Below are 16,529 nucleotides of genomic sequence, written 5' to 3'. Positions count from 1 at the left end.
GAAAAATATTTAAACTATACCCATGGTATCTGAGCAAAATCAAACTTAGCCCAGGGGACCCCTATGTGAAGGACAAAATTACTGACAATAAAATAACCTGCAAAGATTGATTGCACAAGCAGGGTTAAACCTAAGATCATCGATGGAATCCCCTTTACTTTTGCTAAAACCCCGTTTGCTTTTCGATTAATAAAGCTGTGCCTACAAACATTAAGGGCGTTCAAAACAGATTGAACGAGAATATAAGATGCTAGAAAAATCGCTAAATGCATAACAACTAGTTCATATCTAAAATAGATGGGTAGGGCTAATAGAGCCATGAATGATAGAGCCCATAAAAATTCAAGAAAGTGACGGATCCAAAATACAATTGAGACAGCAATTAGACCGATAAGAATATATAAAATCAAGTGATAGTCGTTAATAGAAACGAAATAAAATAATCCAATTGCCATTAGTGACGGGGCAGTATAACTAATATAAGAGATAAAATCATGTTTAAGAGTTACATAGTTTGTAGTTTCTGACGTGGAGCCTTTTTTTAATAATATTATTTTTTTGCTTTCGCCTCCCATTATGAGAACTCTAATCATTTCATGAAGGAGAGTATAACTAAGAGATAAATATGTTTTGATAAAAGGTATTCTAGTTACAAGAAAGGCCGATGCCAGATAAAAAATAATAGGTAATGAATAGTTCATGTTTGTTCTCCTTTCTATTTAATTAAGAAAAAGAAGAAGCACCAACTAATGTAAAGGTGCTTCCTCCTGGCTCATTCTTAAATAAATGACTCTTTTTCACTCTTTAGCTTTTCTATTTCTCTATTTAATTCTTCCTCGTTTATATAGGTAGAATCATATCTTACTAAAGGATTGGAAAACGGATTGCCTGCTTGTACCTCAGCTTCCATTAATAAAATGCGGTCTTCAGCACGGGCTACTCCTCTTATAATATTGTCAGTTTGGAAGGAACTCGATGCCTTTTGAATTTGTTTAATAGATTGAGCTACGTTTGCACGTGAAGCTAATAGAATTTTCTTATGCTGCAAATCATTATACATTTGTTGTAGTTCGTCTAATTTTCCTCGTAGGATTTCGGTTTGCTCTTTCATTGCTTCATACTGCTGTTCATAAAGGCCTAACTGCTTGTCAGACGTAAGCTTTTCTTGAACTGCTAATTTAGCAATGGTATCTTCTCCTTGCTCAATAGCGAGTCGTGCTTGACGAGTTCTTTTTTCGACTAATGTTTTTGTTTCTAGAATAAGGGCTGCTTGTTTATTCTCTACAAAAAATTGACGGGATAAAGCTTTTTGGGCTTTCGCCATTTCCTGCTCCATTTCCCTAGAATATTCGTTTAACATCGCAATTGGGTCTTCGAGATGATCGAGCCACCCATTCATATCCGCTCTTGCAATCGTTTTGACTCTCTTAAAAATCCCCATTTTAAACATTCTCCTTTTTATTAACTAAATTTTTTTCCCATTGATCTAAAAGATTTGTACTTTGGTTTGATAATGGTTTATGTGAATTCAATATTGATGTATCAATAAATTGTTGCATCGAGGATGACTTTGATTTTTTTCTTAGCCCTTTCATTATGAAAACCAAAACAGCTACTCCAAGCACAAGGAATATGAAGAACCAAATCCAAGAAAATCCACTGTGATGATGGCCCATCATGTGATGTGGTCCAAAACCACTTTGAGGACCCATTCCTCTTGGCCCATGTCCATGTGGTCCGCCAGCAAGAACACTTAATCCTCCGAATAAATAGTGGAACACATTCAAAACTAGAATGATGGAGGCAATGATTCCTCCCCAGAAAATCCCCTTTTTCATTTTTGTATTCATCGTTCTTTCTACCTCCTTTCATTCTTGATGTTTGTAGTTTAGTAGAGTTTGGTGAAAAATAAGTGAAAAAAATAAAGGGACGGTTCTTTTGCTTCTTAGAAGCAAAAGAACCGTCCCCTTGTTTGCCCTTGTTTTGAAAAGCTAAAATAGCAAATCTGGAAAAGAAAAGAAGCTGTCCCCTCTTTAAAATGGAACAGAGGAGGCAGAAGAAATGAAGTTACTTAAGGTAAAAGACCCATTTACGGTTTATATTTATTCTTGCTTTTTGTCAGCGTTTATTTTTACCTTTGTTTTTACCGTCAATTTGTTATATCATGTTCAAATCGTAAAGCTTGATCCCCTTCAACTTGTTTTAGTGGGAACCGTTTTAGAACTGACAGTTTTTTTGTTTGAAATACCGACTGGTTTGGTTGCGGATATAAAAAGTAGGAAATTTTCGATTATCATAGGGTATTTTTTAATAGGAGTAGGCTTTTTAATTGAGGGTTTATTTCCGGCTTTTGTTGCTGTCCTTCTATCGCAAATATTATGGGGTATCGGTTATACGTTTACAAGTGGTGCTGGTCAAGCCTGGATTGCAGATGAAATCGGAGAAGAAAGGGCTTCATTAGCTTTCTTAAAAGGTGCAAAAGCAGGGAATTTTGGTAAAATCATAGCTATTCCATTAAGTATTTTAGCAGGATATTTTATGGTTAATCTACCTATCATTATTGGTGGTATTTGTATGCTAGGGCTATCTATCCTATTAATCTTCTTTATGAAGGAGGATCACTTTAAGCCAGTGACTAAAGTGGAAAGGGCTTCTACGTGGGCCCATTTAAAAGATAATATTAAGAATATCATTGATTACGGAAAGGCCAGTTTCCTATTGAGAATCCTTTTCCTTATTGCTTTGCTATTTGGATTTTATAGTGAGGGTTTTGATCGCCTTTGGATGTCTCACTTTATAGACGAGGCAAATCTTTCTACGTTTACAGGGTCAAAATTAGTGTTATTTATGGGAGGGTTAGAGCTCATTACTGTGCTTATATCATTTGGAACTCTTCATTATATGGGTAAAAGCTCCATCTATGAAAAGCAAAAATATATTTATATCTCTCTTTTTATTGGTAGTTTTCTTATTATCGGTTCTCTCTTAGGTTTTGCTTTCTCGACTTCTATAGTCAGTTTGCTAATATTTTATATTGTCATTCAAATGAGTAGGCAGTCAATGAATCCTTTAATGGATATTTGGTTGAATAAACTCATAGTAGATTCGAGAACACGTGCCACTTTCTTTTCGGTAAAGGGGCAGATTGATGCAATAGGACAAATTGGCGGAGGACCAGTAATAGGCTTTATTGCAACAAACTTCATGATTAAAACCGCCTTTGTCATTTGTGCTATTTTACTAGCACCAGTCTTATTTTTATATTATTTAGTTATGAAGAAAGATAGAGAGTAACCCTCTATCTTTTCTCTATTATTGGAATATGTATCTCCATATATATTTTTTCATAATCCCAGTAATGACAATATTCATCGTAGTATTCAAAGTCAAATGCAGCCTCATCCACCTCATATGATGAATGCGGGAGCCAATCTTCTAAAATATATTGCCATGTCCCTTTGAGGGTAGGAACAAATTGTTCTGGTCTTACCAATGGTGTTTTAAAAATAGCATAGGTTGCCGCAGGGATTTGGAAACTAGTAAAACCCTCTGGAAGCTCCATGTTTTCTTCATACTCAACGGAAAATAAGTAGATAAAGCTACTGTCAATATCATTACTATTTAAATTAATACAATACTCTCCATGATTCTTTGGATTAAGACGTTCATATAACATTGTTTCTACAGCCCCATCCGACAATCCCCTTTTCTCCCAATAAGCAGGTTCATCCCTTGTATAGGAAACATTCTTAACAAAACCTTCAAACGTTTTGCCGGCGACCCAAAATGCCGGACGTTTCACAATCTTTGGCTGCATCACAATTCCACCTAAATTCTTTTGGTGAAGGCTTAACAAATCAAGCTTTTGTGGTAATGAAAGAGGACAGTGAAGCTTATATAAGCTCGGAGGACTTCCAAAGCATTTCTTAAAAGCCTTCGTAAAACCAGCATGAGTTTCAAAACCATATTCTAACGCAATCTCTACAATCTTCTTTCCATTAATCAACTCGTGTAAGGCGAACTGAAGTTTCCTTTTTAACACGTAATCCATCAGTGTATAACCTATATGTTTGTGAAAAATACGATAAAAATGATAAGGGGAGTATCCAACCATTTTTGCTAGATTTCCAGGTTCTAGCTCTTCTTTAATATGCTCGTCAATATAGTTAATGACTTGTTGAAGTATGTTTAAATGCTGCATAAAGATCACCGTTTCAAGTTCCTTTGGCTATTTTTAAAAGTAATAGTACATACATTTCGATATGACAATGTATATTCCTTTCTCAATAAAAAAAATTGTTAAGGTAGCAATTGGAAAAAACAAAGGGGACGGTTCTTTTGCTTTTTGGAAGCAAAAGAACCGTCCCTATGATTTAAAAACTTAGTCAACTATTTTTAAAGAAATTTTCATTGCTTCATGGTCTTCCGTTGCTCCACAAATTGTGTTGCAAATTAATTCAAATTCCCCTGTTGTTTCTGCTGTAAATTCAGAAGGTTTATCTGCGCTTAAGTCGATGCCTAGGTCTTTATTATTAATGGTATGAACTCCTTCTTCGTTGACCAAATTTATTTTGACCTTTGTTCCCTTTTTAATAACTAAGTCTTTATCTGAAGAGAAATCCCAATTTTTCGCTGTGATAGTGAACTCTTCAACATCTGATGCTGTTGTTTCTTCAACGGTTTCCTCTGCTGGTTGTGAAGTTGTTTCTTCACTCACATCGGATGTCTTCGTTTCCTCATCTGTTCCACTGCAGGCTGCTAAGCCTAAAGCTAATGTACCGGTTAATAAAAATAAACCAAGTTTCTTCATGGTATCTAATCTCCTTTATATTGAACATTTTATTTTGAAACAAGCAAAAACAGATGTTGAAATCGTGTATCTCTTCCTCTGTTTTGCTACCCTAATTTTAAGATGAGCATTTGTAATTTTCCTTGACCCAGGTCAAGGAAAAAAACGATTTTAACTTATTTAACCTATTTATAGATAAATTTATAAGAAATACTTTGACGATATCGTCCTAAGAAAGTGTCTGCCATTTTTTTTGAATATTAGCATAGTTGGTGTAAACGATTCCAAGAAATACTATTGTAATATATCAAAATATTCATTACAATGATACTAATCAAAAAATAGATTAGTTGAAGAAGTGGGTAGCTTGCTATTTACCTCAGCGAAAAGTAAATCTATCGGGATTTTTATGGTCTACCAGTATAAGAGGGGGAAAGCATCTATGAAAAATCTAATGAAAAAGTGGAATCAAATAAGCCTGGTTAAACAAATATTCATTGGTCTAATTATTGGTATTATCTTGGCTGTATCTATTCCAGAAGTAGCAAAACCTGTAGTGATTTTAGGCTCTTTATTTGTTGGAGCTTTAAAAGCAATTGCACCAATTTTGGTACTGTTCTTGGTTATGTCGGCGATTGCCCAGCACAAAAGTGGTCACCAAACGAATATGAAATCGGTTATTATTCTGTATCTTTTAGGAACCTTTTTAGCTGGACTAATCGCCGTAATTGTAAGCTTTATGTTCCCTGTAGGTTTGACGCTTTCAAAAGGTGCTGAGGAATTGGCAGCTCCGGGTGGCGTTGTAGAGGTTCTAAAAACATTATTGTTAAACGTTGTGGATAACCCAGTTAAAGCCATCTATAATGCGAACTATATTGGTATTCTAGCTTGGGCTGTACTTCTTGGTATTGCACTAAGAAATGCTCCAGATACGACAAAAACGCTGATCTCTAATTTTTCAGATGCGGTATCTAAAATGGTTACTTGGGTTATAAAGTTTGCTCCATTTGGAATTATGGGTCTAGTCATTGAATCTATCACTACAAATGGTCTCGAGTCTTTATTAGGTTATGGAAAATTACTTGCCGTTTTAATTGGCTGTATGCTCTTTGTGGCTCTTGTTGTCAATCCGATAATTGTGTTTGTTTCCATTCGTCAAAATCCATATCCACTAGTATTTAAGTGTATAAAGGAAAGTGGTATTACAGCGTTCTTTACGCGAAGCTCTGCTGCTAATATACCTGTAAATATGAAATTATGTGAAAAACTAGGTTTGGATAAAGATACTTATTCCGTATCTATTCCATTAGGTGCAACTATCAATATGGCTGGTGCAGCTGTTACGATTTCTGTTTTAACACTTGCAGCCGTTCATACGCTAAATATTCAAGTGGACATTCCTACTGCGATTATCCTCAGTGTACTTTCAGCTGTGTGTGCTTGCGGTGCTTCAGGTGTTGCCGGAGGATCTTTGTTACTTATTCCTCTAGCATGTAGCTTGTTCGGAATTCCGGCTGATGTGGCCATGCAAGTAGTGGGAGTAGGATTTATCATTGGTGTTTTACAAGATTCCTTTGAAACAGCTCTTAACTCTTCTACAGATGTACTTTTTACAGCAACAGCAGAATATAAAAAGCAGATTAAGGAAGGCAAAAAAGTAAATATCAAAAAAGTAGCATAATAAGAAAGCTCCCTAACAGGGAGCTTTCTTAATTATAAGACTAGCTAGTTCTATGATTTTATCGTTCATGAAAGTGGAAAACAAGCATGCTTTTTCCTAGTAAACTATTCGAAATTTTGACAATTGCCTATGACTATTTTATGATAAAAATATATTATCAGAAGATTATGTCAAATTATGAAGGAGTATTTAAAATGAGTGTAATTACTAGGAAAGATGTGCCGCTAGAGGAGACATGGGATCTCACACATATTTTCCCTTCTGATGAAGAATGGGAAGCATCCTACATCCAAGTTGATCAAGATTTGGATGAATTCCTTCGTGGCACATTTAATGTAGAAAGTGCAAAAGGTACTCTTGAATTACTTCAAAAATACGACTGCTTAATGGAGAAATTTGGTCGGACATCTAGTTATGCCTTTTACAAATATTCGGAAGATGGGACAGACCCTGATAATCAAAACATGATGGGGCGATCGCAAACTTTAGCGAAAAAATCTTATAGTCTAGGTACAATGATCGTCAATCGTTTTCTCCTTTTACCGAATGAGGTATTGCAAAAGTATATGAAAGAGGAAAATGGTCTACAAACGTATCATCGGTTTCTCGAAAAAATAGAGGAAATTCGCGAACATTCATTAAATCCAGAGATGGAAGATTTATTGGCTTCTTTAAATCAAACGTTAAGTATGCCAAATTCCATCTATTTAACAATTACTGCCTCTGACCTAAAATTTGAACCCGTTAAAGATCAGAATGGAAAAGAGGTACCGATCTCTCTTTTCATGTATATGACCCAAATTGAAACGTCACCAGATACGGAACTTAGAAGAAATGCCTATCAGTCACTATCGAACGGTTTGAAAAATTATCAACATGGATTAGCACAAACTTTATCCAGTGAAATACATAAAAATGTATCGATTGCAAAGCTGCGGAACTATCCAACGACTATGGATTATTTGCTTCAGTATGCAACACCTGCAGCCAATCACTTTTATGAAGGGGATGGAATTCCTTCAACCTATTTTGAGGAAGTATTAGATGCATTCCAGCAAGAACTTTCACCCCATATGCAAAGATATGCTCGCCTAAGAAAACGTCAGCTTGGTTTAGATAAACTACTTTTCTCAGATGTAAAGGCACCGTTAGACCCTGATTTTGATCCGCCTATTAGTTATGAAGAAGCTGGAGAAATCATTGTTGAAGCTGTTGGGGTGCTAGGCTCTGAATATCAAGAATTAATGCGAAAGGTATTTACGGATAGATGGGTGTATCGAGGCGATAATGTTGGACGAAGAATGATTGCTTTTGGTGGTGGCGTTCACGGAGTTCATGGTTATTCGTTTTATCCTTGGGGGGGAAATCTGTTTGATATGATTCTCCTTGGACATGAGCTTGGACACGCGATCCATTTAACCCTTTCTGCACAAAATCAACGAATCATAAACAATGGCCAATCTTTATTGTTTGTTGAGGCACCGTCAACATTAGTTGAACATTTAATCGTTCAATATTTAAAGGAAAATCGGGATGATCCTAGGTTACACCGTTGGTTAAATATGTATTCGATGATGAGCTACCATCATAATTGTGTGACCCACGTTTTAGAGGCTGAATTGTTAAGAAGACTATACAAAATGGCCGATCAGAAGATTCCATTAACGACAACAGCTATTAGTAACACGAAAGGTGCTATTTTATCAGAATTCTGGGGAGACACAGTTGAAATCGATGATGGAGCAAAATTAACGTGGATGCGACAGCCTCATTACTATATGGGCCTTTACCCGTTTACCTATTCCATTGGTACGTCTGCCTCCACTGTAATTGCTAAACGTATCCAAACAGAAGGATTATCAGTTGGTGAACAATGGACAGATGTGCTTAAGCGTGGTGGAACCATGAATGGCTTTGATTTATATAAGCTGGCAGGACTTGATATGACAACAACAGACGTCATTAAACAAGCAATCGCACATATCGGAAGCATTGTCGATGAGTTAGAAAACAGTTTTTGATATAACTTTATTAGAATGGTTGTAGCTGTAATAGATAAAATATTTATTAAGTGCAATGAAAAGCAACGAATGTGTAATCAATACCTTCGTTGCTTTTCATTTTGGATTAAGAAGTAATATTAATTTAAAACGATTTCATAATACGGCTCTTCTTGATTCGTATCATCAAACCATTTTAACCCTTGATAGATGAACCCTATTTTTTCTAGAATTTTTAAAGAACTATTATTTAAAGGGTCAGCTGAAGCAAAAATTGTTTTTACATTCCCGTTTACTTTTGCAAGGGTTAAGCATGCAGCTGCAGCTTCCGTAGCATATCCTTTTCCCCATGATGCTTTTGCAAAGTGGTAAAGGAGTTCGATAGTATCCAATGAATCTCTAATATTATACCCTGCTGCGCCAATGACCTTACCTGTTTCCTTTTCAACAACAGCATAAACCGATAAACCCTTCACTTGATGACACTTATTATAGGATTCGATTACTTGGGGAAGAATGGCTTGTTCAATAGCTCCAGAACAATGGGCCATAACTTCCTCATTCCCCCAAAAACTCATTAAATCCTCTACATCACCAGCTTCAAATAATTTTAATAGTAAGCGATCTGTTTCATATACAATTTCCAATTAGCACACCTCATTAGATTAAGGAAAGGGAATTGACATTGGTCAACATCCATTTGTTATTTTGGTAAATACTAACCTAACATACCAATTTTACCCTTTTAGAAATACCGTCTAGAGACTGATTATCACGCGGCCTTAAGGACTCGGAAAAAGAAGAACCTTCTTTAAAGATTCTCCATTCAATCCTCTCTTTTCCCAACAATTCCATAAAAAAAGATATTCATAATATCTTCAGTGAGCGGCAGGATTTTTTGATAAACATCTTCGTGTTGCATATGATTATTCAAGGCTTGCAAATAAAATAATATCGCTTCATTAGACAGGTTTGGATCGACAAATCCCTGTTCTTTCCCTTCGTTAAGCAATTCAATAAACCGCGGAAGACTTTGTTCTATATAAAGTTTTTCGAAATGATTAGAACTAGAAGTGTACTCCCTCATTATATATTGATAAAAATCTTCATGAATCTGGTGTGCTGCTTCTTTTTTAGTAAATATAAGTTGCTTTATTTTTTCTGGAAAAGCTAGGTTGCTATGAAGGATTTGATCAAATTCATCTGTTGCCTTATCGATATAATAAATAAAAGTTTCATGAGCTAAATTATGTTTACTTTCAAAATAATTATAGATGGTCACTTGAGATACCTTTGCTTTATTAGCTATTTCTGCAATGGAGATTTTTTGTACACCATACTCGATAAATAAGCTTAATGCAGCTTCTAATATATTCATTTTCTTTTGTTCTTTTCGTCGCTGAAATCCGTCCAATTCTTTCACCTCTATGTTAGTTTAATAAAAGTTATGTAATAAAACAATGAATATAGTTCATAAACTATTGTCAAAAGAAGTAATTTTATATATTATGAACTATATTAGTAAAAATATTTCATAATTTTTAAAACGTGGCAGGGGGAAGAAGAAAAATGTCCGTACTAATAACATCAAATTTAACAAAAAGGTTTGGGAAGTTTACCGCATTAAATGGTGTGAATATTGAAGTGAATGAAGGCGAAGTGTTTGGCTTCATCGGCCCTAACGGTGCTGGTAAATCAACAACCATCCGTGTGCTTCTTGGAATTTTAAAAGCAACAGAAGGGGAAGCGAAGATTTTTGGTATGGATGCATGGAAAGATGCCGTAGAAATTCACAAACGTATGGCGTATGTTCCAGGAGATGTTAACCTTTGGCCCAACTTAACTGGCGGGGAAGTCATTGATCTATTCGTAAAATTACGTGGGGCGAACCATAAAAGCAAACGCGAAGAGCTGATCAAGAAATTTGATTTAGATCCTACCAAAAAATGTAGAACCTACTCTAAAGGAAACCGTCAAAAGGTTGCTCTAATTGCAGCGTTCTCATCTGACGCTGATCTTTATATATTAGACGAACCGACATCAGGTCTGGATCCATTAATGGAAAGAGTTTTTCAAGAGTGTGTGATGGAGGCAAAAGCCGAAGGGAAAAGTATTTTATTATCTAGCCACATCTTATCGGAAGTGGAGCGATTATGTGATAAAGTCGGGATTATTCGGCAAGGTCAAGTGATTGAAACAGGAACATTAAAGGAGCTACGGCATTTAACTAGAACTAGCTTACTTGTTGAAACGAAGAATCCACTTGATTCATTGTACGAGATAAAAGGTGTACACGATATCGAGAAAAAGGATCAAGCCCTTTCATTCCAGGTAGACGCAGAGGAAATGGCTAATGTTATGAAGTATGTAAGTCAATTTGGCATTGTGAAATTAGAAAGTGCGCCACCAACATTAGAAGACTTATTTATGCGCCATTATGAAGGATCGCAGAAAACATCGCATCTAGGAGCTGGGGGTGCATTGTAATGTCAAAGCAGTTATCCCATCATACAGCAAGACTTTCTCGGTTTATCGTACGCCGAGATCGTATTCGTGTCCCTGCTTGGTTACTCTCTTTATTCCTGCTGACTGTTATCGTTGCCAATGCGTTTACTGGTTTATATACGACAGATCAGGAAAGACAAATAGCAGCGGAAACAATGAGGAACCCTGCTGTGACAGCAATGCTTGGTCCAGGATATGGTTTAGATAACTATACAAACGGAGCTATGATGGCCCATCAAATGTTGCTTTTTACTGCCTTAGCTGTGGGGATTATGAGTATCTTATTTGTTGCGCGCCATACACGAGCAGATGAAGAGGATGGTCGAATTGAAATGATTCGTTCACTCCCTGTTGGCCGTTTGTCAAATTTACAAGCAACGGTTTATGTTTCTGTTGGTACAAATCTATTGTTGGCGTTAGTTATCGGTTTTGGATTGTATGCTCTTAAAATTGAGAGTATGGATTTAGAAGGGTCATTACTGTATGGAGCAGCCTTAGGAGCAACGGGTATGATTTTCGCATCAATCACTGGCTTGTTTGCTCAGGCGACTGAGAGTTCACGAGGGACGATTGGTTTTTCGATTACAGTATTGCTTCTATCCTATCTTGTCCGTGCGGTTGGGGATGTTAGTAGTGAAGCAATATCTTGGTTTTCACCATTTGGTTGGATTTTGAGTTCAGAAGTATATGTGAATAATAACTGGTGGCCGATTTTACTTACAATTGGTGTAGCAGTTATCTTGATACTCGTTTCCCTTTATTTAAATTCCATCCGTGATTTGGAAGCAGGATTCATACCAGCAAGACCTGGTAGAAGGCACGCCTCTTCTTTTTTACAAAGTCCACTTGGTTTAGCGTTAAGACTTCAACGTACCGGGCTTATTTCTTGGGCCGTCGGAGTGTTTATTCTTGGAGCATCTTATGGGTCAGTTTTAGGGGATCTAGAGTCCTATATTGCTAATAATGAAATGATGGCCGATATGTTAACACCAACGGCGGGATTTTCGCTAACAGAGCAATTTATTACGATGTTGATGAAAGTAATCGCGATGATTTGTACGATTCCTCCATTAATGGCCTTATTCAAGCTTAAAGGGGAAGAGAAAAAGAATCATACTGAACATTTACTTAGTCGTGCGGTGTCACGCTCACGGCTAATGGGAAGTTATTTTATCATTTCTATTGTGAGCACGTTTGTCATGCTGTCATTAGCTGCTATTGGGCTGGGGGTAGCCGGAAATTCAGTAATGGATGAAGGGATCGCTTTTGGAACTTTCTATCATGCGGCAATTGTTTATCTGCCTTCAATGTGGGTGATGATTGGTATTGCAGTGTTGTTCGTCGGTTTTGTACCAAAATTATCAGGTTTAACATGGGGGCTTTTGACATATTCTTTCTTTGTTATTTATTTAGGTGGCTTACTACAGTTCCCAAAATGGATGAGCAAACTGACGCCATTTGGTTATATTCCGCAACTTCCAGTTGAAGAAATGGACTTCATGAAAGTTTCTATTTTAACAATGATTGCGATTGCTTTAAGTGTTGTAGGCTTTATAGGGTATAAAAAACGGGATATTCAAGGGTAAACAAAGGAAACATGGAGTTAAAGAAATTTTATAAAAGATCCAAATTCTACAACATAGAATTTGGATCTTTTACTTTTAATAAACGGATTACTATAAACTTTATTATTTTTATAAATGGAGTTTGAATAATCTGAAATATGTCAAAACTGTTGGAGGAAATTATTTTATTTTGAGGTGGTATTTTGAAAAGATTAGTATTTTTAAGTGTATTAGGGGTCGTTTTAGTAGCGGGGCTTGGAGTGTCATTGTTTTGGGATGGGAATGATGAAGGTAAAAAACAAAATTCCTTAGAGCAAGATGCGAAAGAGGTAACGAACAAGGCAGTTGAGGTATCATTTACGGATGATGGGAGTGTCAATGCGAATCATTTGAACATCCCATGGACCATTAATAAGAATGGAAATTTGTTTTTCTTAAGTCAGCGGGAGGGCTCGGTTATTCAAATTGACGGAGACCTTGGTTTAGTAGAGGTTCAGAATGTAAAGGTTACAAAGGATATTTATCATGAAGGTGAAGGCGGTTTTCTCGGATTTACATTAGCACCTGATTTCGCTGCACAAAAGAAAGCATTTGCCTATCATACGTATCAGAAAGATGGACAGACTTTTAACCGTATTATTTCACTTAAACTTGAAGATCATACGTGGAAGGAAGATGAAGTCCTGTTAGATGGCATTCCAGGCGGAATGGTAAATAACGGAGGCAGGATTAAAATTGGCCCGGATGGAATGTTATATGCTACAACGGGTGACATTGGCCAGTCTAACAATGCACAAAGTCTTGACAGTTTAGCTGGAAAAATTTTGAGAATGAATCTAAATGGCGATATCCCTGCGAACAATCCATTTAAAAATTCTTATGTTTACTCTTACGGTCATCGTAACTCTCAGGGGTTAGCTTGGGATAATAAAGGAAACCTCTATAGTTCGGAGCATGGACAATCAGGAAATGATGAAATTAACTTAATCCAAGCAGGAAAAAATTATGGATGGCCTATTATTCAAGGGAATAAAGAAGCAAAAGGCATGGTGAAACCGATACTTCTATCTGGTGATGACACTTGGGCACCATCAGGCATGGCTTTTAATGATGGAAAACTCTTTATAGCTTCTTTAGCTGGAAAGAAATTATTTGCCTATGACTTGGCCAATAAACAATTACAAGAATTTTATGGAGATGCAGGCCGTTTAAGAGATGTACTGGTAGAGAACAACGAGTTGTATACCATTACAAGTAACCGTGATAAACGCGGTGTACCGACCGAAAAAGATGACAGGTTAATACATTTAAGTTTAACAGAAAAGGCATCTGCCAATTAAAAATTGATAAAGTAAAAAGGTATCGTTCACTAAACGGAGCGATTACCTTTTTTGAATTAAGTATAACATTTTTGGACTTTGAAAATTGTCTAGCTCCAGCGCCTAGCCCCTCGAGGTCAAATGTTCGACACCCAAAAAGTCAAAGAACGACTTTCCGGGTGTCGAAGCATTTGCTTGTCGGGGCTGATCAAGGCGCTTGGCTTTTCTAATATTATTCACCACCAAGGCTTTTTACATAGTCGGCAACTGCTTCTATCTCTTTTTCACTCAATGTATCTTTAAAGGAAGGCATTTGACCTCCTCCATTTTTCACCTGTTTGATGACGGCATCTCGGTCCATTTTTGTATTTTGTAAATTTGGACCGTTATGTCCGCCTCCGCCACCAGCACCATGGCAGGCTAAACAATTATTTTTATAGACTTTTTCCTCGGCAAGTGCGTTTGTTCCTTCTTCTTCTGTTTTATTCTTATTCGCTGTTTTCTGCTTTTCAGTTGTAGCTACCTCATTTTTTACTGGCGATATATTGATTTTATCCTTAGGAATGTCCTGTACAGATCCATATTTACCCTCCAATGAGAAGGTATAAATTTTATCTCCATGTTTTGTTCCTGCAAGTGTATTTCCGGCTGCAAAAATGGAGATATACTGCTTTCCGTTAACTGTATAGGTGATTGGAGGAGCATTTGCACCTGCATCCATTTTAAACTCCCATAATTGATCACCATTGGATGCATCATATGCAATAATTCGTCCGTCATTATGCCCGGTAAATACGAGGTTTCCTTTTGTCGTCAAAAGGCCGCTATAGGCAATGGCATCCCAATTCTTTTGCCAAACGATTTTATTCGTTTTAATATCTAGCGCAGTTACGGTTCCACGGCTTGGGGACTTTTCTACTGGCTGCCAGACACTTCCGATATACTCTTTGCCCTCTTCGAAACGGTCTTTTTCTTCTTCCCCATAATGGGCATAGGCAAAGTAATTATCATTACCCAATACGTAAAAATACTCAGTGTTTGGATTATAGGCAGATGGCGGCCAGTTTGCTCCTCCTTGAGGCGATGGTTTGAGAGTCACTGGTTTATCCCAAAATGGAGTAAAAATACTACCAATCTCACCCTTAAAATCCTTTGGTAAGTCACGCTTCACATCTTCCTCTGTGACCGCCTGTGGTACAAAGGCATCCCCTATAGGAATTGGCTGGGTAGGGGAGGTTTTTTGGTTTGCGTTTTGTGGAACAGGTTTTTCCTCAATTCCAATAAGCGGTTTCCCATTTGTCCGGTCCAAAATGTAAAGCCACCCTGTTTTTCCAGCCTGAGCAATTCCCTTCCTCATTTGACCTCCCATTTTTACATCAAAGAGAACAACGGGGTTTGAAGGGTCCATATCCCAAATATCATGATGTACTTCTTGGAAATGCCATTTGTATTTTCCTGTATTAGCATCTAAGGCTAAAATCGAATCGGCGTATAAATTATCACCGGCCCTTTTGCTGCCATCTAGGTCAGGTGCGGTATTTCCGGTTGAAAAATAAATCAGTCCTAATTTTGGATCAATCGCTGGTGTCTGCCAAACCGGTGCTCCGCCTGTTAACCAGTTCTTGCTATCCTTCGGCCATGTTTCATTTCCTTTTTCTCCTGGTTCAGGCAGCGTATACGTCCTCCAAATTTCTCTTCCTAAATCTGAATCGTAAGCAGCTACAAACCCTCTAATTCCATATTCACCACCAGCAATTCCGGTATAGACTTTTCCGTCATAATAGAGGGGCGCGCTTGTAATGGTATATCCTTTTTCCCAATCTTCTACTCTAGTTTCCCAAAGTACTTTCCCAGTCTTTTGATCTAAAGCAACTAGTCTTGCATCCAATAATCCGACAAAGACCTTTCCATCTCCTAATGCAACACCACGACTTGTCCATCCGCAGCATACAGTGTTCAGCCCATCCGCAAGCTCTGGTCGATATTCCCAAATCATTTTCCCCGTTTTAGCATCGAGAGCTTGGACTTGGTGTGCCCCCGTAATTGTGAACATCACACCATCATAGACAAGTGGGGTCGCCTCACCGGAATATTTAAATTCTAAACCTGAACCCAAACTTGTGACCCATTCTACTTTTAAATTCTTTACGTTTGAAGTACTGATCTGATCAAGAGGAGAATATCTGTTATTGTGAATATCTCCTCCATGAGTTATCCAATCCCCAGCAGGGGGTTTGGTTAGTTCATCGGAGGCGAACTTTGGTGCAATCTTACCTTTGTAATCCATATGTTGAAAGGAACGATAGTTAGTGTCGGTCAACCCAGTTTTCGGACCCTTTTCTTCAGATTCCTTCGTGCTGTCCTCGCCCTTGTTTTCCTCCGAGGTCGTCTTATTTTTCTCGGAGTTGTCTGTAGTATTGCAACTGGCAACAAGCAAAAGCAATAATGTCATAAAAATCCAACCAAATCTTTTCACCAATTCAACACAACCTTCCATACCTTTTCTGGTAATTTACCCGTATTTTGATAAAATAATCTAAAATTTTTGGGGCATGGGAAAGGTTGAAACTACTAAAATAATACAAGTAGTCGAAAATTTTGATGGTAGATTATTAGAGAAATTATTTGAGAAAATAATAAGTAGGGTGGTAATTTTCACCACCCTACAGC

Annotated in this window: 14 protein-coding genes; 6 read left to right on the top strand and 8 right to left on the bottom strand. The window is 37.2% G+C overall.

The annotated features are described in order from the left end of the window. Window positions 1-14: 14 nt before the first annotated feature. The 3 genes from ACFSO7_RS23880 to ACFSO7_RS23870 all read right to left on the bottom strand — a co-directional run bounded on the left by ACFSO7_RS23880 (window position 15) and on the right by ACFSO7_RS23870 (window position 1,850). On the bottom strand, window positions 15-701 hold the full coding sequence (locus ACFSO7_RS23880) for a M50 family metallopeptidase (RefSeq protein WP_377879963.1): 687 nt from the start codon (window positions 699-701) through the stop codon (window positions 15-17). Window positions 702-778: 77 nt separating this feature from the next. Beyond that, window positions 779-1,441, bottom strand: coding sequence for a PspA/IM30 family protein (locus tag ACFSO7_RS23875; RefSeq protein ID WP_377879962.1), 663 nt, complete (start codon window positions 1,439-1,441; stop codon window positions 779-781). 1 nt (window position 1,442) lies between these two features. Further along, on the bottom strand, window positions 1,443-1,850 hold the full coding sequence (locus ACFSO7_RS23870; RefSeq protein ID WP_377879961.1) for a hypothetical protein: 408 nt from the start codon (window positions 1,848-1,850) through the stop codon (window positions 1,443-1,445). A 211-nt stretch (window positions 1,851-2,061) separates the two neighbouring features. Between ACFSO7_RS23870 and ACFSO7_RS23865 the strand changes: the two genes are divergently transcribed. Further along, the gene (locus tag ACFSO7_RS23865; RefSeq protein WP_377879960.1) at window positions 2,062-3,294 is read left to right on the top strand and encodes an MFS transporter; all 1,233 of its coding nucleotides are present in this window, start codon (window positions 2,062-2,064) and stop codon (window positions 3,292-3,294) included. A 4-nt stretch (window positions 3,295-3,298) separates the two neighbouring features. On the opposite strand, the gene ACFSO7_RS23860 is transcribed toward ACFSO7_RS23865, so the two are convergent. Continuing rightward, a complete protein-coding gene (locus ACFSO7_RS23860; protein WP_377879959.1) occupies window positions 3,299-4,201 on the bottom strand; it encodes an AraC family transcriptional regulator in 903 nt (300 codons plus the stop codon). A gap of 180 nt (window positions 4,202-4,381) precedes the next feature. After that, entirely contained in the window at window positions 4,382-4,810 is a 429-nt protein-coding gene (locus ACFSO7_RS23855; protein ID WP_377879958.1) for a cupredoxin domain-containing protein, read from the bottom strand. A gap of 421 nt (window positions 4,811-5,231) precedes the next feature. Here ACFSO7_RS23855 and sstT point away from each other — a divergent pair, with 421 nt between their 5' ends. Both sstT and ACFSO7_RS23845 read left to right on the top strand, forming a co-directional pair. Further along, window positions 5,232-6,470, top strand: coding sequence for a serine/threonine transporter SstT (gene sstT / locus ACFSO7_RS23850; protein ID WP_377879957.1), 1,239 nt, complete (start codon window positions 5,232-5,234; stop codon window positions 6,468-6,470). Window positions 6,471-6,664: 194 nt separating this feature from the next. Then, window positions 6,665-8,491: a M3 family metallopeptidase gene (locus tag ACFSO7_RS23845; protein ID WP_377879956.1), complete on the top strand. Its 1,827-nt coding sequence runs from the start codon at window positions 6,665-6,667 to the stop codon at window positions 8,489-8,491. Window positions 8,492-8,610: 119 nt separating this feature from the next. Here ACFSO7_RS23845 and ACFSO7_RS23840 read toward each other — a convergent pair whose 3' ends face one another. Both ACFSO7_RS23840 and ACFSO7_RS23835 read right to left on the bottom strand, forming a co-directional pair. After that, a complete protein-coding gene (locus ACFSO7_RS23840; RefSeq protein ID WP_377879955.1) occupies window positions 8,611-9,117 on the bottom strand; it encodes a GNAT family N-acetyltransferase in 507 nt (168 codons plus the stop codon). A 179-nt stretch (window positions 9,118-9,296) separates the two neighbouring features. Beyond that, a complete protein-coding gene (locus ACFSO7_RS23835; protein WP_377879954.1) occupies window positions 9,297-9,884 on the bottom strand; it encodes a TetR/AcrR family transcriptional regulator in 588 nt (195 codons plus the stop codon). 155 nt (window positions 9,885-10,039) lie between these two features. On the opposite strand from ACFSO7_RS23835, the gene ACFSO7_RS23830 reads away from it, so the two are divergent. From ACFSO7_RS23830 to ACFSO7_RS23820, 3 genes are all read left to right on the top strand, one after another. Beyond that, on the top strand, window positions 10,040-10,957 hold the full coding sequence (locus ACFSO7_RS23830; protein WP_377879953.1) for an ABC transporter ATP-binding protein: 918 nt from the start codon (window positions 10,040-10,042) through the stop codon (window positions 10,955-10,957). Beyond that, window positions 10,957-12,561, top strand: a complete 1,605-nt coding sequence (locus ACFSO7_RS23825; protein WP_377879952.1) for an ABC transporter permease — start codon at window positions 10,957-10,959, stop codon at window positions 12,559-12,561. Before ACFSO7_RS23830 ends, ACFSO7_RS23825 begins: the two co-directional genes overlap by 1 nt. Window positions 12,562-12,743: 182 nt before the next feature. After that, window positions 12,744-13,880, top strand: coding sequence for a PQQ-dependent sugar dehydrogenase (locus ACFSO7_RS23820; RefSeq protein ID WP_377879951.1), 1,137 nt, complete (start codon window positions 12,744-12,746; stop codon window positions 13,878-13,880). A gap of 211 nt (window positions 13,881-14,091) precedes the next feature. Here the strand turns inward: ACFSO7_RS23820 and ACFSO7_RS23815 are convergent, their stop codons facing one another. Next, the gene (locus ACFSO7_RS23815; protein WP_377879997.1) at window positions 14,092-16,335 is read right to left on the bottom strand and encodes an outer membrane protein assembly factor BamB family protein; all 2,244 of its coding nucleotides are present in this window, start codon (window positions 16,333-16,335) and stop codon (window positions 14,092-14,094) included. Window positions 16,336-16,529 lie beyond the last annotated feature (194 nt).

Origin of the sequence: Bacillus sp. CGMCC 1.16607 (genome assembly GCF_042683745.1) — a bacterium.
In the GTDB taxonomy this organism is placed as follows: domain Bacteria; phylum Bacillota; class Bacilli; order Bacillales; family Cytobacillaceae; genus Pseudoneobacillus.
This window is presented reverse-complemented; position numbering and strand designations above follow the sequence as displayed.